This is a genomic window from Mesorhizobium ciceri WSM4083, assembly GCF_000519305.1.
Lineage (GTDB): Bacteria > Pseudomonadota > Alphaproteobacteria > Rhizobiales > Rhizobiaceae > Mesorhizobium > Mesorhizobium ciceri_B.
On record NZ_JAFG01000003.1, the window covers coordinates 593,126 to 612,810 of the forward strand.

At 64.0% G+C, this 19,685-nt stretch carries 15 protein-coding genes; 2 read left to right on the plus strand and 13 right to left on the minus strand.

Going from position 1 to position 19,685, the window contains the following annotated elements:
- Nucleotides 1-128: 128 nt before the first annotated feature.
- From MESCI2_RS0102960 to MESCI2_RS0103010, 11 genes are all read right to left on the minus strand, one after another.
- Nucleotides 129-899 carry an exodeoxyribonuclease III gene (locus tag MESCI2_RS0102960; protein ID WP_027035247.1) on the minus strand — a complete coding sequence of 257 codons (771 nt, stop codon included), beginning with the start codon at nucleotides 897-899 and terminating at the stop codon, nucleotides 129-131.
- A gap of 4 nt (nucleotides 900-903) precedes the next feature.
- Complete coding sequence (locus MESCI2_RS0102965; protein WP_027035248.1) at nucleotides 904-1,548, minus strand: alpha/beta hydrolase family protein; 645 nt, start codon at nucleotides 1,546-1,548, stop codon at nucleotides 904-906.
- A 209-nt stretch (nucleotides 1,549-1,757) separates the two neighbouring features.
- On the minus strand, nucleotides 1,758-2,873 hold the full coding sequence (locus MESCI2_RS0102970) for a tetratricopeptide repeat protein (RefSeq protein WP_027035249.1): 1,116 nt from the start codon (nucleotides 2,871-2,873) through the stop codon (nucleotides 1,758-1,760).
- Nucleotides 2,870-3,775 (minus strand): Ku protein, encoded by a 906-nt coding sequence (locus MESCI2_RS0102975; RefSeq protein WP_027035250.1) that lies wholly within the window; start codon nucleotides 3,773-3,775, stop codon nucleotides 2,870-2,872. The genes MESCI2_RS0102970 and MESCI2_RS0102975 overlap by 4 nt, the downstream gene beginning before the upstream one ends.
- Nucleotides 3,776-4,051: 276 nt before the next feature.
- The gene (gene ligD, locus MESCI2_RS0102980) at nucleotides 4,052-6,535 is read right to left on the minus strand and encodes a DNA ligase D (RefSeq protein WP_027035251.1); all 2,484 of its coding nucleotides are present in this window, start codon (nucleotides 6,533-6,535) and stop codon (nucleotides 4,052-4,054) included.
- Between the two features lie 45 nt (nucleotides 6,536-6,580).
- Nucleotides 6,581-6,805: a hypothetical protein gene (locus tag MESCI2_RS0102985; RefSeq protein WP_024501734.1), complete on the minus strand. Its 225-nt coding sequence runs from the start codon at nucleotides 6,803-6,805 to the stop codon at nucleotides 6,581-6,583.
- A gap of 246 nt (nucleotides 6,806-7,051) precedes the next feature.
- Entirely contained in the window at nucleotides 7,052-8,185 is a 1,134-nt protein-coding gene (locus tag MESCI2_RS0102990; protein ID WP_346557994.1) for a glycosyltransferase family 9 protein, read from the minus strand.
- Between the two features lie 148 nt (nucleotides 8,186-8,333).
- Entirely contained in the window at nucleotides 8,334-9,557 is a 1,224-nt protein-coding gene (locus tag MESCI2_RS0102995; protein WP_027035253.1) for a GNAT family N-acetyltransferase, read from the minus strand.
- A 12-nt stretch (nucleotides 9,558-9,569) separates the two neighbouring features.
- Nucleotides 9,570-10,799 (minus strand): GNAT family N-acetyltransferase, encoded by a 1,230-nt coding sequence (locus tag MESCI2_RS0103000; RefSeq protein WP_027035254.1) that lies wholly within the window; start codon nucleotides 10,797-10,799, stop codon nucleotides 9,570-9,572.
- An 8-nt stretch (nucleotides 10,800-10,807) separates the two neighbouring features.
- Complete coding sequence (locus MESCI2_RS0103005; protein ID WP_027035255.1) at nucleotides 10,808-12,115, minus strand: hypothetical protein; 1,308 nt, start codon at nucleotides 12,113-12,115, stop codon at nucleotides 10,808-10,810.
- Nucleotides 12,112-13,281 carry a glycosyltransferase gene (locus MESCI2_RS0103010; RefSeq protein WP_027035256.1) on the minus strand — a complete coding sequence of 390 codons (1,170 nt, stop codon included), beginning with the start codon at nucleotides 13,279-13,281 and terminating at the stop codon, nucleotides 12,112-12,114. The genes MESCI2_RS0103005 and MESCI2_RS0103010 overlap by 4 nt, the downstream gene beginning before the upstream one ends.
- 356 nt (nucleotides 13,282-13,637) lie before the next feature.
- On the opposite strand from MESCI2_RS0103010, the gene MESCI2_RS0103015 reads away from it, so the two are divergent.
- Together MESCI2_RS0103015 and MESCI2_RS0103020 are read left to right on the plus strand one after the other, a co-directional pair.
- Nucleotides 13,638-14,807: a DUF1972 domain-containing protein gene (locus MESCI2_RS0103015; RefSeq protein ID WP_027035257.1), complete on the plus strand. Its 1,170-nt coding sequence runs from the start codon at nucleotides 13,638-13,640 to the stop codon at nucleotides 14,805-14,807.
- The gene (locus tag MESCI2_RS0103020; RefSeq protein WP_027035258.1) at nucleotides 14,804-16,066 is read left to right on the plus strand and encodes a glycoside hydrolase family 5 protein; all 1,263 of its coding nucleotides are present in this window, start codon (nucleotides 14,804-14,806) and stop codon (nucleotides 16,064-16,066) included. Before MESCI2_RS0103015 ends, MESCI2_RS0103020 begins: the two co-directional genes overlap by 4 nt.
- On the opposite strand, the gene MESCI2_RS0103025 is transcribed toward MESCI2_RS0103020, so the two are convergent.
- Nucleotides 16,029-17,375 carry a VpsF family polysaccharide biosynthesis protein gene (locus MESCI2_RS0103025; RefSeq protein WP_027035259.1) on the minus strand — a complete coding sequence of 449 codons (1,347 nt, stop codon included), beginning with the start codon at nucleotides 17,373-17,375 and terminating at the stop codon, nucleotides 16,029-16,031. The genes MESCI2_RS0103020 and MESCI2_RS0103025 overlap by 38 nt on opposite strands.
- Nucleotide 17,376: 1 nt before the next feature.
- Nucleotides 17,377-19,479: a GumC family protein gene (locus tag MESCI2_RS0103030; protein WP_027035260.1), complete on the minus strand. Its 2,103-nt coding sequence runs from the start codon at nucleotides 19,477-19,479 to the stop codon at nucleotides 17,377-17,379.
- Nucleotides 19,480-19,685 lie beyond the last annotated feature (206 nt).

Sequence of the window (19,685 nt, forward strand, 5' to 3'; positions counted from 1 at the left end):
TTTGCCGACAGGTTATTGCATGTCGGCTAAAAGCGAACCCGGATTTGGGACAGCGATATGTATCAAGACGAAAGACTTAAAGCGCGTTGCATGGATCCGTTCAAGTGCGACGTATGAAGGCAGTCGCCTTACTTCAATTCCACCCACACCGGCGCATGGTCGCTGGCGCCGTCCTCGCCGCGCATGTCGCGGTCGATGCCGGCGGCGGTCAGGCGACGTGCCGGTTTCTTCGACAGCAGGATGTGATCGAGCCGGAGGCCCGCATCGCGCGGCCAGCGGTTGCGGCGATAGTCCCAGAATGTGTAAAGCGTTTCCTTCGGATGCTTCTTGCGCAGGGCATCAACCCAACCCTGGTCGAGCAGGCGCTGGAACGACGCCCGGCTTTCCGGCTGCACCAGCGCGTTGTCGTCATAGGAGCGGGTGGCGTAGATATCGCGCGGCTCGGGCACGATGTTGTAGTCGCCGGCCAGCACCACCGGCAGGCCGGTGTCGAGCAACTGTTCGGCATGTGCCTCCAGCCGCGCGTGCCAGGCGAGCTTGTAGGCGAATTTCGGGCCGGGCTGAGGATTGCCGTTCGGCGCATAGAGGCAAGCGATGACAATGCCATTCACCGCCGCCTCGATATAGCGGCTCTGCCTGTCGGCATCGTCGCCGGGCAAGGCATCGCGGGTTAGCACCGGTTCCGAACCCCGCGCCAGGATGGCAACACCGTTCCACGTCGGCTCGCCCTTCCACACCGCGCCATAGCCGGCCGCCGCCAATGCCGAGCGCGGAAACTGCATATCGCGTGCCTTCAGCTCCTGCACGCACACGACATCGGGCTTTGCCACAGCCAGCCATGCCAGCAGGTTTTCAAGCCGGCTGTTGATATTGTTGATGTTGAAGGAGGCGATCTTCATCGCTTCAGGAAGCGATCCGACCCGACCAGGCCTTCACCGCCTCGGCCAGCGTCTTCAGATGGTCGGCGGCGGAGAAGCCCGAGATGCTCTTGCGCGGCTTGAGATCATGATCGCCATCCTCAAGCCAGACAATTTCGATACTGTCCGACAGCCCATACCCAGCCACCTCGTCCCTGGTGCCGAACTCGTCGCGCGTGCCCTGGAAGATCAGCGTTGGCGTCTTCAGATCGGCGAGGTGTTTGGTGCGTAGTTGCTCAGGCTTGGCTGGTGGATGAAAGGGATAGCCGAGGCACAGCAGGCCTGAAATCTCGCCCTTGGCAAACATCTCGTCGGCGACCATCGAGGCGACGCGCCCGCCCATCGATTTGCCGCCGATGACGAGCGGGCCGGTCACGCCCTTCGCCCTGAGGTCGGCTATCGCCTTGATATATTCCGGGTTGACCGTCTCGGCCCGCGGCGGCGGCTTGCGGTGGCCATAGCGGCGGGCAGCCATATAGTGGAACTCGAAGCGGGCGACCTGGAAACCGGCTTCGGCCAGCGCCTTGGCGGTGGCGTTCATCGAGGGGGAATCCATCGACGCGCCGGCGCCGTGGGCGAGCAGGATGGTGATGGGGGCGGTGTCGTCGCCGTCGAAGAGGAAGGTGGTCATGGGGCGGTCTCGCTGGAGAGGTCGAGTTCCGTCACACCCCCCTCTGGCCTGCCGGCCATCTCCCCCGCAAGGGGGGAGATTGCGCGCTCAGCCGCTTTCGCCAATCTCCCACTTTGCAAGAAGGAGCGGGACGCCCAAGCTGCCGATCTCCCCCCTTGCGGGGGAGATGGCCGGCAGGCCAGAGGGGGGTGTTCATGCGCCAGCATCCCTCACCCCGCCGTCCGCGCCAGTTGCAAATCCACGAATTGCACGCCCTTGGCCGCCACCCGCGACCATTCCGAATCCGCGTCGAGTTCGAGATAGCGCACCCACAGGCGCCGCGCCTCCGGCAGATTGCCAGTGTCGAATTCCAGTCTGGCGAGGTTGAACACCGGATCGGCATAGCTCTTGTCGAGCGCGATCGCTTTCTGCAGGTGCCGGCGCGCCGAGGCTTCGCGACCTTGCTCGCTCATCAGCCCGGCGAGGTTGAACCACGCCTCGACGAAGGCCGGGTCCAGCTTTATCGCATTGATATAGTCGTGCGCGGCGTCCGCCGCATGGCCGCCGGCGCGCAGGCAGTTGGCGCGGTTGAAGGCGGCGATCGCATCACTCGGATCGATGGCGAGACAGCGCTGGTAGAGCGCGGCGGCCCCATCATGGTCGCCCTGCTCCTCCGCCGCTTCCGCCTCGGCAAACAGCTCCTCCAGCGTGTCGTCACCCTCTGCCCCGGCTGTTCCGAGATCGAACAGCAACTGCCCGTCGAGTTCGCTCTGGCCGCCCTCGAGATAGATCGCATCGGCGCGTCCATGCTGCGAGCCGACGTTGAGCGACTTGGCGGTCAGCGACGCCACCGGGCCGGAACGGTGGACGGAGCGCGCGATCGCCCCCCAGGTCGCACCACCGGCGATGAGCCCTGCATATTTGCGCGCCAGGATCATGTCGCGGAAGGAATAGGGTTCAACGTCATGCTCGAACGCATCGAATAGCGACAAAAGATCGAGGTCGGCGCCAGATAGCCGCGATTGCTCGATCAGCGATTGCCGCGACAGCGAAGGCGCCTCCGGCGCCTTCATCAGTCCGAGAAGGCGCAGGAATCCGTTCTCGCTGATCAGCGTTCGCCCGGCCGCGCGCTCGGCGGCGACACGGCGCTCGATCCCGGCATCGCCGTTTTTGACGAGGCCTGCCCTGGCCAACAGTGTCCGGCCGAACACGACATGCGTGGTGCGCCTGGTGATGCCGCGCCGCAGCTGGCCGTGCCGGCGTTCCACTTCCCGCGCAGCCAGCCTGAGCGGAAAGGCCGCCAGCGCGCCTATCGTGCCGAAAACAGCGCCGGTCGGTGCCGTCATTTCTTGCTCTTGCCGACCGCCTTCAGCAGATTGGCCTTCAACGGATTTTCAGCAGCACCACCCGTTGCCGCCTTCTTCGCGGCGGGCTTGGCAACCTCGTCGGCCTTGCTTTTCGATTTGGCCGGCGGCTTCGATTGCGACAGGCTGGCCTTCAGCGCATCCATCAGGTTGATGACATTGCCGCGCTCCGGTGCCGCCGCGATGATCGGCTTGTGGCCTTTCAGCTTCTCGCGGATCATCGTCATGAGTGCCGCCTCGTAGCGGTCCTCATAGTTCTTCGGATCGAAGGTGGTTTCCTTCTGCTTGATCAGCGCTTCGGCGAGCTGCAGCATTTCCGCGTCGGGCTTGCCGGCCGGGATGTTGCCGAAATATTCAGCCGTCCCGCGCACTTCGTTCGGGTTCCTCAACGTGCACACGAACATGCCGTTCTCGCGCGCGCCGATCGTCACCACGCGCTCACGACTGGACAGCACCAGGCGTGCGATCGCCAGCTTGCCGGATTTGCGCATCGCTTCGCGCAGCACGGCGAAGGTCTCCTCCGCCATCGCGCCGTCAGGCGCCATGTAGTAGGGCGCATCCTGATAGATGACATCGACCTCGTCCTCGTCGACGAAGGCCTCGATGTTCATCGTATGGTTGGATTCGATGCGCACCGCGTCGAGGTCGGCATCATCGATGATGATGTACTGCTTGTCCTCGTATTCGTAGCCCTTGACCAGATCAGCACGCTCGACGAGCCCTAGTTCGGGGTCGACCGGCTTCATGTTGATGCGGTTATGGGTCTTCTTGTGCAGCTGGTTGAAGCTGATGCGCTCGCTGGCGCTGGTGGCGGGATATAGCCGCACCGGACAGCTCACGAGGCTGAGTTTGAGGTAACCTTTCCAACTTGCCCTGGGCGCCATGAAACACTCCTACGCGGCCACGCACTGACATTTTAGCTTGAGCATGATCTTATCCGAAAACCGGTTTCCACTTTTCGGGATCATGCTCTCTGCAGCGCTTTTCGTCCGAAGGACGATTGACGCCGAGGAAATCCTACACCGACCCCAGACGATACAGGCAAATCCCTGACGAAATCTTCCGGTACGTCTTTGAGGTCGTGGATGGAGAATAATTCAAATTGTCGGAAGCGTCGATGGCGTTGGATTCCTCGTCCCAGCAACGTGGGGGCGAGGAACCTAGTTCTTCAAGGTCGGCAAATCCCGCGCGAACTCGTCGATCTCCGCCCACGGATCGCCCGACGTCGCCAATAGCCCCGGCAGGGAGGAATAGTTCAGATCCTGCGGCGCATCGATGGATTCAAGGTCGCTCCAGCTCACCGGGGTCGAGGCCGGCAGATTGGTGCGGGCGCGCAAGGAATAAGGGGCTGCGGAGGTGTGGCCGCGCGCATTGCGATGATAATCGATGAAGATGCGCTTCTTGCGGTTGTCCTTGCCCATGGTGGTGGTGAATGTGTCCGGCGCCGTTGTCGCCAGATGCGTGGCGATGGCGCTGGTCGCCTGGTGCAGCTTCTTCCAGTTCTGCTTGCCCGTCACCGGCACGGTGATGTGGATGCCGCTGCCGCCGGAGGTCTTGGCGAACGGCACCAGCCCCAGGCGCCCCAATTCGTCCTTGATGTGCACCGCGGCCTCGACCACCTCGCGCCAGGTGATCCCTTCTCCCGGATCGAGGTCGAGGACTATCTGGTCGGGTCTGTCGAGGCTGGTGCGGTGGGTGCCCCAGGTGTGGAACTCGACGACGCCGAACTGTGCCAGCGCCAGATACCCTTTCGCGCCTTCGACCGAGAGATAGGATTTGGTCTCGCCCTCCGAATTTGTCGCCTCGAATGTCACCACCGAGGGCGGCATGCCGGTGAAGGCGTGGCGCTGGAAGAAGCAGTCCTTCGGCAGGCCGGTCGGGCAGCGCACCAGCGACACCGGCCGGCCGAGGATGTGCGGCAGCATGAAGTCGCCGACCAGCGCGTAATAGACCGCGATGTCGAGCTTGGTCGGGCCGGTCTTGCCGAACAGCCGCCGCGTCGGGTTGGTCACCCAGATGGTGGCAAGGTCGGCCTCGGCGATCAGCCGCTTGCGTTTGGACGAGACCGGCGTCGACAGGCCGACATCCCTCAAACCGCGGAAGACGCCGTGGCGCAGCGCATTGTCCGATGTGCGGTTGGCGTAATGGATGCGCGCCGACAGCAGCGGCCGCACCCAGTTCATCTCGCGCATGATTTCGCGCGGGACGCCCTCGGGCGCGGTGGCGCCTTCCCGCAACGGCCCCAGCCTGGCGAGCAATTCACCGGCGGTGGCGGCATCGAAACCGGTGCCGACCTTGCCGCGATAATGCAATTCACCACCCTCGAACTCTGCCATGCCGAGCGCCGCCAACCCTTCGGCCGCATCGGAGATGGTGAAGCCGGCGATGACGAAGTCGCCCGACTGCAGCGCCTTGGTCTTGGTCCAGCTTTTGCTTCGGCCGCTCTGATAGATGGCCTTGGCGCGCTTTGAGACGACACCCTCCAGCCCAAGTTCCGACGCCTGGTCGTAGAGCCCCTGCCCCGAACCCTCGACATGGTCGGAGAACTGGATGGCGGAATTGGCGCCGAGGCCCGACAGCATCTGCGCCAGCAGCGCCTTGCGCCGGACCAGCGGCGCCTTGGTCAGGTCCCAGCCGTCGAGGTGGAGAAGATCGAAGGCGTAAAAATGGAGCTTGCTGCCGGCGCCCTCGGCCAGCGCATCCTGCAGCAGCGCGAAGCGGCTGATGCCCTTGGCATCGAGCACGACGATCTCGCCATCGATGATGGCGTCGCGGCACGGCAGTTTGGCGAACGCATGCGGCAGGTCGCCATAACGCTTCGTCCAGTCGATGCCGCCACGGGTGACCAGCTTGACCGCGCCGTCAGTGAGATGCGCCATGGTGCGGTAGCCGTCGAATTTGATCTCGTGCAGCCAGACTTCCCTTGTGTCCTCGCCATCCGGTGGTTTTGGCACCTGCGTCGCCAGTTGCGGCTCGATACGGGCAAGCATGGGGGCCTTGAATGCGCCCGGCAGCGTGCCGGGCTTCAGCGATCCCTGTCTGGGCGCGGGTTTGGCGGCTGGCTTCGCCGGCGCCGCCAGTTCCTCGATGCGCAATCCGGATTTGACGCTTTCCGGCCGGGCCGTGAGGATGTCAAGCGCGGTGTCGGCGGCGAGGTCGCGCTCCTTGAACAGCAGCCAGTTCTTCGTGTTCTCATCTTCGCCGAGTTTCGGCTTCAGCCGGGTCAGCATCCAGCCGCCATTGAGCTTGTCGCCGGCCAGCCGGAACTTGAAGGCGCCGGTGCGCAAACTCTTTTCGACATCGTCCATCGGCGCCCAACTGCCGGTATCCCAGACGATCATCGGCCCGCCGCCATACTCGCCCTCGGGAATGACGCCCTCGAAGTCGATATATTCGAGCGGATGATCCTCGGTCTCGACCGCCAGCCTTTTGTCGGTCGGATTGAGCGAAGGCCCGCGCGGCACCGCCCAGCTTTTCAAGACATCGCCGACCTGCAGGCGCAGATCATAATGGTCTGCGGTGGCGTGGTGCTTGTGCACGACGAAGCGGTTGCCGTCGCTGCTGACGAGCCCGCCAGCCGGCTCCGGCGTCTTGGCGAATTCGCGTTTGGCGCGATAGGCTTTGAGCTTTGGTGGAGTGGTCATCGCAAAGATCGAAGCACGGCGGCCAGGAACAAGCCAGTCACGCTCTCAATCGTCAGCGGCCGGCGTCAACTCAAGCTCCGCCGGCGACAGCCCTTGCTGCAACTGGCTCAGCCGGAATTCGTCGACCCAATAGGCCTCGCCGTCGACCAGAACCCGGGCCTGGTAGGTGCCCGCCGAAAAACGCTGCGCGGTGATGTAGACCTTGTGACGATCGAGCGCCTTGCGCACCGCGGAGCGCTTGGAATTCTGACCTGTGACGGGACTGAACATGACACTGCCCTCGGTCGCCCTGACACGCAACGCGGCCGCTGTCGGCAGCCTGACGACTGTGGTCAAGGATGGCGGAGACGCGCCGTCCTGTCAATTTCGCGGACAGCGCAGGATGCAGTCCGGTCAATTTACCAATCTTTTGAACATGCTTGGGCCTTGGCCTGAATCAAGACGTGAAGCACACGAAGATGAACCGTGCACGACTGCACCGCCAAACTATCGTCTGTCGCTGTCGCTGCCGCTCTGCTAAGCGGCTGATATGCCGGAATGAGCCGATTTTTGAACTTCCGTGCCGATGAGATCGAGTGTCGCCGCCGCGACGTCGGCAACCTGAAGCCGCTGGACGCAGTAGACCCCACCGGAGTTGTTTTCCTTACACAAACCTGGAGCGATGCATGGACAAGGCATGGGCGGCTGGAGCGTCCGGTTGGGAACACCGAACGGGCCCCATTGCTCTGGCGACGTCAGACCGTACAGCCCCACCGCTGGAGTTCCGACAGAGGCCGCGATGTGCATCGGGCCGCTCTCATTGCCAAGAAAGATCGACGCTTCGGCCAACAATGCCGTCAGCACCTCAAGCGAGGCTTTTCCGACGACACTTGCGACCGGCGACGTTGCCACTTCAAGGATTCCTTGCGCGGCAAGCCCTTCATCCGGCCCACCAACGAGCAGGGATCGCAGCCCGGTTTTGGCGTATACCTCGTCGATGACCGCAGCAAAATGTTGCGGCGGCCAGCAACGTCCTTCGAACCTCGCGCCGGCATGCACGGCCACATATGACTTCTTCGCCAAGGCATTTTCCGCAAGAATCCTGGCACACTCTTCCTGGGCAGTCCTGGTCGGCTGCAGCCGAGGCGTCGGGTCCTGACAATCCAACCCAAGCGCGTGGAGTGGAGACAGGTTCCTGTAGAGATAATGGGGCCCGCCCTGTCCGAAGGTCGCGGCGAGCACGTTTGCAAGCTGGATTTCCCAGAACTTCATCGGATGCTCGGAAGGATCGAAGCCGACGCGAAGTGGAGCCCCGATCAAACGATGCATGATCCGCGAGGTTTTTGAATCGGTAAGGTCGATGCTGAGATCGAATTTTCGACGCCGCAGATCAGAGATGACGCTACGATAGTCCGTCAAACGCTTGAGCAGAGTCCTTCCTCTGCCACGGGATTCAAAGCCAACAGCAGCATCGGCGATCCCCTGCGCGACAATGAACTGCTTGAGACCAGGCGCACAAAGCATGGTTATCGATGCTTGTGGATAAGCAAGACGCAGATTGCGAGTCAAAGCAGATGTCAGAGTGACATCTCCAATGTACTTCGTTTGAATAATGAGGATGGAACGAATCCCATCTCCTAGACTTGCATTCATCGAGATGATCTGCCGCAAACGCCAAATTCAAAAAATCCACCGGGGACACTCATTTCTGAGCGTCAAGCGGCGCTTTCAAATATAGAGCTAACCAATCCTGTCAACAACCTTGCCGTGCCTTGGTGCCTCTTTGCATAGGTCGTTGGCGACCGGCAAACGCTCGTCCTCAATCCTTCAATCGCCGCAAGCGGCGCGTCAAGCCCTGGACGGCCTTGAGCAGCCGGGGACGCGACCGCGTCATGCCTTCGACCCGGCTGCGCAGCAAAATGGCTGCGTTCGCGGCCCTGCCCCGTATCGTCACCGGTTCGCATATCTCGGCCAGAACCGAGCTCGAGGCGCCGATATGTTGCTTGTAGCCCTGGCCGCCGACCGACAGGTCGAAATAGTCGAAGCCCCGCTCGCATCCCCACATCATCAGCTTGCCCATCGTCGTCAGGCCGGGTGAGACATTGGCGACCGCATTCTGGTCGATGCCAAGCAGGAGGGCGTGAAGTGTGCCTTTTCTGACCAGCACATAGATGGAGGCGAGCCAGGCTTCACCGACGCGTAGCCCGAAGAGCCGCACCGATCCATTGTACAGGCCTTGCAGCGCCGCGGCGCGGTAGAAATCGACGACCGGGGCCTGCGTCAGGAGGTCGAAACGCCCGAGCTCACGAAAACGCTTCAGCCGCAGTTCCAGCAGCACATCCAGGAGCTGCTCGGTCAGATCAGGCGTGTCGGCCTCGACCAGAGCGAGGCCGCCAAGCTGTTCGAAGCCGCGGCAATGCTTGCGGAAGGCCTTGGCGAAGGACGGCTTGCAGATCCGCTTGATGAGCGTCTCCGGGTCGCCATGCAGCACGAGGCCGGAGGTGACCTGGATGGAGTCGCGCGCCACCGAAAGCAATGCCAGCGGATTGACCACGCCGTGGATCTGCCGCGGGATTCCCGCGATATGGATGCGATCCGCCGGTGGCAGCACGGCACGGACTGCCGCCCACATGGCATCGGCGCTCTGCCTTGTCCACGCTCTCCCATCCGCCAGCAGCGGCACCGAGTAGTCGCACACGCGGCAGCTCAGCCATTCGATCACGTGGTGGCCGAAGGCCCGGCGCCGCATCAGCGGCAGCAGCATGGCCGGCGCGCCGGTCACAGCGTCACTCACCTCGACCAAGACCAGGTCCGCGTCTTTGGGCATCAGCCGTGCGGCGATTCCTTCGACCCAGGCATAGTGCTGATGGGCAGTGCAGACGCCGTGCGCCTCAAGAAGCAGCCATAGCAGCCTTACGGTGTCGAAACTGGTGTGCAGCCGAGCCGTGAAGTGCTCGGTTGCATCAGCATTGACGACAGTCGGGGAAAACAGCCCACCGGGCAAATCCGTGGTCGGCGTCGTTCGCGTCGCGTAGCTTGCCACATGCTTCTCCCGTCATTCTGATCCCCCACGCAGGCGCCGCAAATCCCGCATCAGTCCCTGGAGCCTCTTCAGCAGCCGAGGTTTGGAGCGCACGAACACCTCGGTCCGGTTGCGGACCTCGATGGCTGCGCTCACGACGCTGCCTCGCACCGTAATCCCGTGGCAAAGCTCGCGCAGGCCCGAACCCACGGCACCCATATGTTCCTTATAACTCTGGTTGCCTACCGACAGGTCGAAATAATCGAAACCGCGGCCGCGCGCCCAGCTCATCAACTTGCCCATGATCAGAAGTCCCGGCGAGACATTGGGCACCGCGCCCTGATCGATTGAGATCAGAAGAGCATGAACGGTGACTTGATGGATCAGCAGGTATTGCACCGCGATCAGAGCTTCACCAACACGCAACCCGAAGAGCCGCACCGACCCATCCGACAGGCCCTCGAGAGCGGCGTTTCGATAGAAGTCGACAACCGTCGCCTGCGTCAGCAGGTCGAAGCGGCCCAGTTCGCGAAAGCGGCTGAGCCGCATCCGGACCAGGCCGCCGAAGATGACCTCCACCAGGGCCGGCGTGTTGGCTTCGACCAGTTCCACGTCGCCAAGCCGTTCGAGGCGGCGCCAGTCCTTGTTGAAGGCCTTGACGAAGGATGGCCGGCATAGGCGCTTGAGGACGGTTTCCGGGTCGCCGTCGATGGCGAGGCCGAAGCTGGTATGCAGGGAATCGCGCGTGGCCGCGAGCATGGCCAGCGGGTTGGCGACGCCGCTGATCGATTGCGGAATTCCCGTGATCTGGATGCGGTCCGCCGGCGGCAGCACGGAACGCACCGCGGCCCACGCGGCCTGCGCCGACTGCGTCGTCCACGGGCTGGCATCGGCCAGCAGCGGTGCCGAATAGTCGCAAACGCCACAACTCAGCCATTCGATCACCCGATGGCGGAAGGCCGGCCGCCGTATCAGCGGCACCAGCATTCGCGGCGCGCCCGTCACGGCGTCGTTTACCTCCACGATGAGCAGTTCCGCACCTTCCGGCAGCAGCCGCGCGACGATCCCCTCGGCCCAGGCATAATTCTGGTGGGCGGTGCACACGCCGTCCGCCTGGAGGCGCAGCCAGAGCGGCCTGGCCGCTTCCAGGCTGGTGTGGAGCCGCGCCGTGTAGGCATCGATGGCGACGACGGTGGCCGGATGGGAGGACTGGCCATCGGGCGAGCCGGTCACCGCAGCAATTTGCACCGCCTGGACTGCCATGTTTTTTCCTATCGCTTTGCCGTAGCGAACGGCAGCGTCCGCCGCCACGCGCCCAACCGGCTGTCTCGCGCCTCATCGGGATGCTCGATATTCCACATGCGGTGATGCGCAAAATACCATGATGCCACGAGCACGAACATCTCGGAGACGGCGGAACCCAACAACGCCCACGGCGGAGACGCGATTGCCAGCAGGGCGGCGATCAGCGCCAGCCCGACGACCGCGCCACCCGTGGTGATGAACGCGACGATCCGAAAATCGCCGAGTATCTCAAGCACGATGCGGGGCATGATATAGAGCATGATCGGGACAAAATTCGCGATCACGAAAAGTCCGATGAACCAGGTCGAAGCGTCCTGCAGGGCCTGGGATTTTATCATCGGCAGGACGAACATGATCGCACATCCATAGGCAAGGCCGCCGAGCCCCATGATGAGCGCCCAGATCTTGGCCTGCGTCCAGACACGGCCTGTTTCATTGTTCCGCATCAGCCTGGCAAGATCCGGCTGCGTCATGTTGACGAAAGCAAGGCTGATGATGCGCAGCGGAGCAAACAGCACCAGGACCGCCGCCAGCGGTGCGTAGGCGGCTGGCCCGGCAATCCCGGCGACCAGCAGCGCCAGACATTGACCCTGGATGTTGGTGGTGGTCGCGCTGAATGCCGACCAGCGCAGCTGTGGCCAGAGTCTGACATAGCGTCGCCGCGTCGGCATGCGGAAGCTGATGCGAAGCGAGCGCCGGGCCAGCCGGACCAGGACGAAAATGCCGAACACATTTGCCGCGGCGAGTGCATAGAACACGGTCTGCAGCGGGTCTTGGACCAGCCAGATCGACAGCCCGGTCAGGACACAGCCGGCGACTGTAAAAGCGCCATCGCTGATTGAGACGACAACCTGCTGGCGCCGTGCGAAGAAAGCCGTGCGCATATGGCTGCGCAACGACCAGGCACCGACGAAGCAGCCGGCGGCAATTCCGCTTGGATCGCCAAGGACATGCATCAGAACAGCCGTGCCGACGGCCATCAGCAACGCCACGATCAATGCCGCCGTTCCGAACGCCACGTCATAGGTATCAACGCCGGCGCTGTTGGTGCTCTTGCTCATCCAGATGCTGGCGGGAACGGCGGTGAGCGACCTGATATAGGACAGGCCGACACCGCCCATCACCATGCCGATGGCGAAGAGACCGTAGCCCTGCGCCGACAGCATGTGCAACAGCATGATGTTGAGGGCAAAATGAAAGCCGCTCTGCATCGCCTCGCCGCCGATCATCAGCACGAGGCGTCGAACCAGATGGCTCGGAAACGCTAACTTCACGGCCGTGTCTCCGCTTCGCGGGCAGCAGCTGCCCTGCCCGGCCGCGCGATGGCCGTCCTCAGCTTGTCGGCGGCGATCGCGGTGATCGCCGCGGCCGCGACCGGCTCGCTGAAGATCGCCTCGTAGCGCGCGCGCCCGGCAGCGACAAACCCGCGCCAGGCCTCAGGGGCAAGGATGATCTCCTGCAATTTCGCGCCAAGAGCTGCTGCGTCGCCGGGGGGAACATGCCAGCCGGTCTCCCCGTCGCTGACCACTTCCACCAGCCCGCCGATCGCCGACACAAGCGGCGGCCGGCCATAGGCCATCGCCTCGATGGCGACGCGGCCAAGCGATTCCGGACGCCGCGACGGCACGGTGACGATGTCGGCCCAGCGATAATGCTCCGAGGGGTCGGGAATGAAAGGCAGGACTCCGACGCGCCCGGTAAGCCCCATGGTTTCGACCAGTTCGGCAAGCGCACGCTCGCGCTCGGTGCTTTCGAAGGCGCCGCCGACCAGCCGCACCTCGACCCTCGCCTGGAGTGCTGCCGGCATCGAGGCGATCGCCTCCAGCAGGACCTCCTGCCCCTTGATTCGGTTGATACGGCCGAGCAGCAGCACCCGCAATGGGCGCTTGCCGTCATACGTCATTGGTTCGACCGCCGCCGGCCCGGCAACGCCGTTGTAGACGACATACGCGCGCGCCGCCTTGGGATCGCCAAACGCGGCGCGTGTCGCGCGTGAATTGAAGATCAGATCCGCATGGCTCCAGCGCATCAGGCCGACAAGTACCCTGCGCATGGCGCCTTCGGGGATTTCGTGGATGTGCAGGACGGCCTTGTGAGGCAGGAAGCGCGCGGCCAGCGCATAGTCGGCCACGATCGAGGTGTTGACATAGACGAGATCGCAAGATTTGAGGCGCCGCCACGCCCTGAACACGGCAACCGGCAGTCGCGCCATCTCGACTGTCGCAAGACGCGCAATGGCCTGGCGCCTCAGCACCCAGAGCGGTTCGAAGACGATCCGGCTGGCATGCGCTTCCAGAATCTGCACGATCGGCCCGCTGCGCGGCAAGACCACTTCGATGTCGGCCGACGGAAACGCGGCGCGCAGCGCGGCAACGCTCTCCGCGAAGCTGCGGTCAGAACCATAGAGTTCATAACCCTGATGAACGCAGGCAATCCGCATCTTTATATCCCGCCGGGTGCTACCACCATCGCGCTGGGCGATTGTGGCAGAAGCCCGTCCGCAAGAATCATGCCTGGTTCGATACGTCCGACTATCGGTTGATATGTCCGACTATCGGTTCGATACGCCCGACTCCCGGCCGTACGCCCCTGGCATTGCTTCGTTTCGATACAGCTACGCACAGAAGGGTTGACCGAGAATGAAACAACCACCGGGTTCAACACCGTTTTTTTACAACCCAGCGCGATGATCCCCTCCCAGGATACCGAAATCGCGAGATGGCACGGAAGTTGCCATCTCCTTCTATAAATTAAGCCATATCTAATATATAGAGACATGTGAAAGTGCCGCCCGCCATGAAACCAGAAACGCCCGCCATTCTGATCCTGGGGACCCGCGGCATACCCGCGGCCCATGGCGGCTTTGAAACCTTTGCCGAAAAACTGGCGCTGTTTCTTGTCGGGCGCGGTTGGAAGGTCGGCGTCTATTGCCAGGATGAGGTCGAGCGGATCGACCAGCGGGTGCGCAGCGAAACCTGGCGCGGCATCGAGCTCATTCACATCCAGGTCGCCTCCAAGGGGCCGCGCGCGACGCTGGAATTCGACTGGCAATGCGCCCGCGACGCCGCCAGGCGACCGGGCGTTTGCCTGGTGCTCGGCTACAATGGCGCGGTCTTCCTGACCTGGCTCAGGCTGAAGCGGCGCAAGATCTTCACCAACATGGACGGCATCGAGTGGCGTCGCCCCAAATGGGGGATGGCGGCGCGAACCTGGTTCTGGCTCAACGAATGGATCGGCGCCTGGGCCTCGCATCGGCTGGTCGCCGATCATCCCGCCATCGCCGATCACCTGGCGACGCGCCGGCCGCGCAGCGCCATCGCCACCATCGCCTATGGCGCCGATCCGGTGGCATCGGCGCCCGAGGCGCCGGTGCGGGCGCTCGGCCTCGAGCCCGGGCGCTATCTCATCTCGATCGCGCGCATCGAACCCGACAACAACATCCTGCCGATCGTCGAAGCTTTTTGCTCCGCCAAGCGCGACATGAAGCTGGTGGTGCTGGGAACGCTGTCCGACGACATCCCCTACCATGCCGCCATCCGCAAGGCGGCGAACGGCTCGGTGGTCCTGCCGGGCGCCATTTACGACCAGGCAACGGTGAAGGCACTGCGCTTCCACGCCCGCGCCTATCTGCACGGCCACACGGTCGGCGGCACCAACCCGTCGCTGGTCGAGGCGCTGGCGGCCGGCAACATGGTGATCGCACACGACAATCCCTACAACAGGTGGACCGCGGGGGCGGCGGCGATCTACTTCACCGACAAGGACAGTTGCGCCGAGCGGATGCAGCAGGCGCTGGACGATGATGCTTTGGTCAAGGCCTGCGGCGTTGCCGCCAGGGCGCGCGCTCACGAAGCCTTTCGCTGGGACGATGTCCTGCTCGCCTATGAAAATGAGGCCTATTATTTGCTCGGCGTGACCACCGCCAAGACCGCCGCGATGGACCACGCATCGCCAGGAACCGTATGACAGGCTGGTCGCGCCGGCGGGTGCTGCGGACGGCGCTTTCCACTGCAGCCGCTCTCGGCTCGCTCCCGGTCGCGCCAATCGCTCGCGCCGCCGCCGGGCCACGGCTTCGGCGCGGTGTCAACGCCTGGCCCTGGTTCTCGCTGACGCGCGAATTTCCCGCCCCCCGCACCGACTATGGCTGGCCGCCGTTCCAGTCGCAACGGCCGGTGCCGACACCGGACGACCTGCGTCGGCTGCGCGGGACCGGGCTCGATTTCATCCGTCTGCCCGTCGATCCCGGCCCTTTCCTGGCCGCCGACGCCAAGACGCGCAGTCGGCTGCTGGACACGCTGGACGCTGCCGTCGCCGCCACGCTCGACGCCGGTCTCGGCATCATCGTCAACATCCAGGCCAATGCCGCCACCCATTACTGGAACCCCGACCGCATGGTCTCCAGCACCGCGGCACCCGCCTTCGATCTCTATCGCGGGCTGGTCGGCGAGCTTGCCGGCAGGCTGGCGCGGTTCCAGCCCGGCTGGGTGGCGCTCGAGCCGGTCAACGAACCGGCGCAGGCCTGCGCATCGAACGTCTGGTTGCAAATTCAGCTCGCGCTTCTGACCGCGGCAAGGGCATCGGCAGCGACCCTGCCGCTGGTCGTCACCGGAGGCTGCGGCTCGATGGTGAGCGGACTGACCGCGCTCGATCCGGCACCGCTGTCGCCCTTCGACCCGATCCTGTTCACCTTTCACTTCTATGAGCCCTATCTGTTCAGCCATCAGGGCGCGCCCTGGATGCGAGAGCCCGTCTACCGGTCGCTCAACAATGTGCCGTGGCCGGCATCCGCCGGCTCGCTGGAACAGACGCTGGCCTCGGTCAGGGCGCGTATGGCGCAGGACACCGAAACCTCTGAAGATGCCAAGAAAGCCGCCTATGCCGAGACCGAGCGTGTGCTGAAAGTCTATTTCGACGCCCAGCCCGACCGCTGGTTCGTCGACAAATATCTTCGCCAGGTTCGCGACTGGGCCGACGGCCATAGCCTTGCGCCGGAACGCATCATCATGGGCGAGTTCGGCGCGCTGCGCACCGACGCCCGCTATGTCGCCGCACCCAACCCGGATCGCGGGCGCTACATCGCCGATGTCAGGCGGAGCGCCGAGGAGCTCGGCTTCGGCTGGGCACTGTGGGATCTCTTCGATGGCATGGGCATGATGGACGACATCACCCGGGCGCTGGACCCCGATATCATCGCGGCGCTTGGCCTGACCACGCCGGCGGACTGACCGGCCTGAACGCTGCCCGCGCCGGCCGGTAGAGCACCAATGCCAGCACCACGAACTTGGTCAGCAGCGTCGTCTTCGACGCCACGCTTTCCGAGGTGTTGATCAGGATGACCCAGCCCAGCATCGGCAGCCAGATGCCGGGATGGCAGCGGCGCGCCACCTCGAACAGGAACAGCACGAAGCCGAACGTCAGCAAAAGGGTGAAGAAGGCGCCCTGGTAGAGGACCGTGCGGATGATCGGGTTCTCGATGCCCTGTTCGAGACCGTTGATACGGCGCAGGCTGTCGATCAGGTCGACATCCGGCCCCACGATCAGATCGCGCAATTCCAGGTGCTTGAAGAGTTCGAACATCTCGACGCGGGCATTGGCGCTGCCGCTGTCCGACACGAAGCGCTCCAGCAGCGCGTCGAAGAAGCCATAGTATGCTGCCACGACGATGACGACCGGCAGCAGCGCGGCAAGCATGAAGCCGAGTGCCGCACCCAGGAGATTGACGCGGCCCTGGCGCAATTTGGTGATGCCCTGAAAAAGCAGGTAGCAGCCGCCGAGCACCACCGTCGTCACCATCGCGGTGCGGCCGCCGAAGGCGACGAGTGCCGCGGATTGCAGGCCGATCAACCCTATCCGCACAGGCATCGACAGGGATCTGGCACCGGAGAGCAGCGCAAGCACGTAGATCGCTGTCACCATGGCATTGGCAAGCGGATGCCCCTGCAGCGCGCTCGAGCGCAGATCGGTGGTAAACGCCACGCCGTCGAGGCGATAGGGGAAGATAAGCGTCTTGGTGGCGAACTCGAAAAGGGCAAGCAGCGCATTCGCCGTCATGACCACGTGAACGACGGTCTGCAGCCCGGCGAATGTCCGTTCATCGTCCTCGCTGAGCATCAGCACCAGAAGTGCCGCGGCCACGAACGTATCGATCATGCCGGCCATGCCGGGCCGCTGCCTGGCGATGACGACGAACAGAAGCACGATCGATATGGCGGCCATCAGCGCGCTGGCCGGCCGCCGGTCGGCCAGATGGACGATATGGCCCACCGGATTGCCTGATGCGCAGGAGCGCCAGGCAAACAGGAGGACGATGAGATAGGTGGACGGGTGGATCTTTGTCGCCGGGTTGCCGAACAGGCCATCATAATTGTAGCCGACCAGCCACAGCATGCCGCCCGAGATGCTGAACAGCACCGCTACCGCCGCGATCAGTCCGAAGCGCGTCAGCGCATCGACCGATGTGCCGGAGATGGGCGTGCCGGCGCGGGGTGCGGCCGCACCATGGTTCGAAGCGCTTGCGCTCCAACTGGCAGCCATGTCAGGCGGCCTCGTCGACCAGCAAGGCGGCTGTCGGCAGGCGCCCCATGACGGAGACCGCCTGCGAAGTCGTCGTGACGTCGCGCATCGGGGTGGCGTTCAGCGTGGCGACGAGCACGATCTCGTCGGCCATGGCGACCAGCGGCGAGGCATTGAGATTGTCGGCCAGCGCGCCACCGTCGATGACGACGAGCTCGAAGCTCCGGCTGGCCCGGGCCAGCATCTGCTGCGCGAAATAGATGCCATGCGCTTCCTGGAAGACCGCCTTTGAGCGGCCTCTGCCCAGCACGGCAACGTTGCTGCCGGCGGCGTAATGGCTGACGGCCTCGAAGGCGTACTCGCCGCGCAGCACATCGAGAATTCCCGGCTGCGGATCTTTCTGGTCACCGCCGCCGGCATTGGCATCGATGAACAGCACACGGCTGCCCCTGGACGCCGCGGCATTGGCCAGCAGCCGCGCCACCCGGCTGCGCTGCGCGCCTTCGCCCGGCGACGATGTCACCAGAATGGAAGGCACCAGCGGCCAGTCCGCCGGACGCTGGCCCGAACTGAACATGCGCCTCAGCGCAAGGCCGACGACGGCGTCGGTCTTCTGGCTGGAGGCGGCGGCGCGGGCCCCGCCGAAAGGCCACCAGCGCCGGCCAGTGTCTGACTTTGCCGGCACCACGCCCAGCACCGGCGCGTCGATGGCCGACTGCATCTGGGCGCTGGAAAGCACCGTCGGCGAGGAATATTCGGCGATCAGCGCCAGACCGGTGCCGAGCCCGAGGCCGCCGAATATCGCGCCCAGCAACAGCAGCGGCAAAGGCGGCCAGCTCTTCTTCAAGGCGGGCATGGCGTTGGAGATGATGCGCGCATTGGTGCTGTCGACATTGATCTGCTCGCGCGTCTCCTGGGCGCGCTGGAGATAGTTCGAGTAGACGGAACGCAGCGCCTCGAGATCGCGCTGCAATTCGCGCAGCCGCACCGAGGCCTGGTCGGTGTCGAGCGACTTGCTCTTCATGCCGGCGACCTTGGCTTCCAGCGCCTGCTGGTTGGCCAGCGCCCGTTCGTAGTCGGTCTCGGTGGCGGTGGCGATGCGGCCGAGTTCGCGCGCGATCAGCTGGCGCGTGTCGCGCAGCTGCTGCTGGGCTGCGATCAGCGAAGGATGACGCGGCCCCAGCTCCGTGCCGAGCTGCGAGACCTGGTCGACCAGCGTCGCCTCCTGTGCCCGCAGACTCGAGATCACCGCCGAGCGCATCGCTTCCGAGGTCGCGTCCGCCGTGCCGCTCTGGCGGCGCATCTGGTCGACTTGCGCCTTCAGCGCCGCGGTGCGGCTCTGCGCCGCCGCAAGCTGCGTGTTGATCTCGGTCAGTTCCTGGTCGCTGACCAGGTTGCCTGCCGCCATCACCATGTTGTTGGCGGACTTGTAGGCCTCGACGGCATTCTCGGCCTGCTGGACGCGTTTGCGCTGCTCGTCCAGCCGGGCGGTGATCGACTCGGAGGCGTCCCTGGCCATTTTCGCGCGCGCGCTCGCCTGATCGACCAGGTAGGCCTGCGCAATGGCGTTGGCCAGGAGGGCGGCTTTGTCGGCGCTCTTGGCGGTGACGATGACGTCGAGGACCAGGACCTTGTCGGCCCGCTTCACCGCCAGGCGACGGCGCAGCGCGTCGAGTGTCTGCACCGACCTGTCGCCTTCGGCTGAGGCCGAACCGAGCAGGCGCGACAGCAAGCCCTGCCCGTTGAATTCCGGATCCTGCGTCAGGTTTGTCGCCGCGATCGCCCGCATCAGCACGCCTGTCGACTGGACCACGCTGACCTGGCTCTCGACCTGCGTGATGCCGCCATCGGGTGAGATACGGCTGGGATTGACATCGTTGGTGACCACCTGCAGGTCCTGCGGGTCGATGAGGATTTCCGCCGCCGAGCTGTAGAGCGCGGGCGTGAAAAGGCCGTAGAGCAGGGCGGCCAGGGTCAGCAGTGCGACGGTACCGAAGATCCAGAACCGGCGGCGCACCAGGATGCGCTTCAGATCACCCAGTTCAACAGTCGAGGCTGCGTATGATCCCGCGCGTGCCGCATCCGGGGAGTGTTGCTGAGGAACCATGGGCAGGGATGATTGCATGGCTGCCTCCGACAATACTCCATATGCCGGCAAGATCAGTTTGCGGCGCTAACCTAGCTATTCCTCCAACTGTTAAAAGATTGTTAATTATGTTGAGAAGTCATGTGAATTTTGGCACGCGGTTTGCTTAAAAATATACATACCGAGGTGCTTAGTGCGCAGCGAGCGGAGATGTATGCGGATGGGGCTACAATTTGACCGGACCG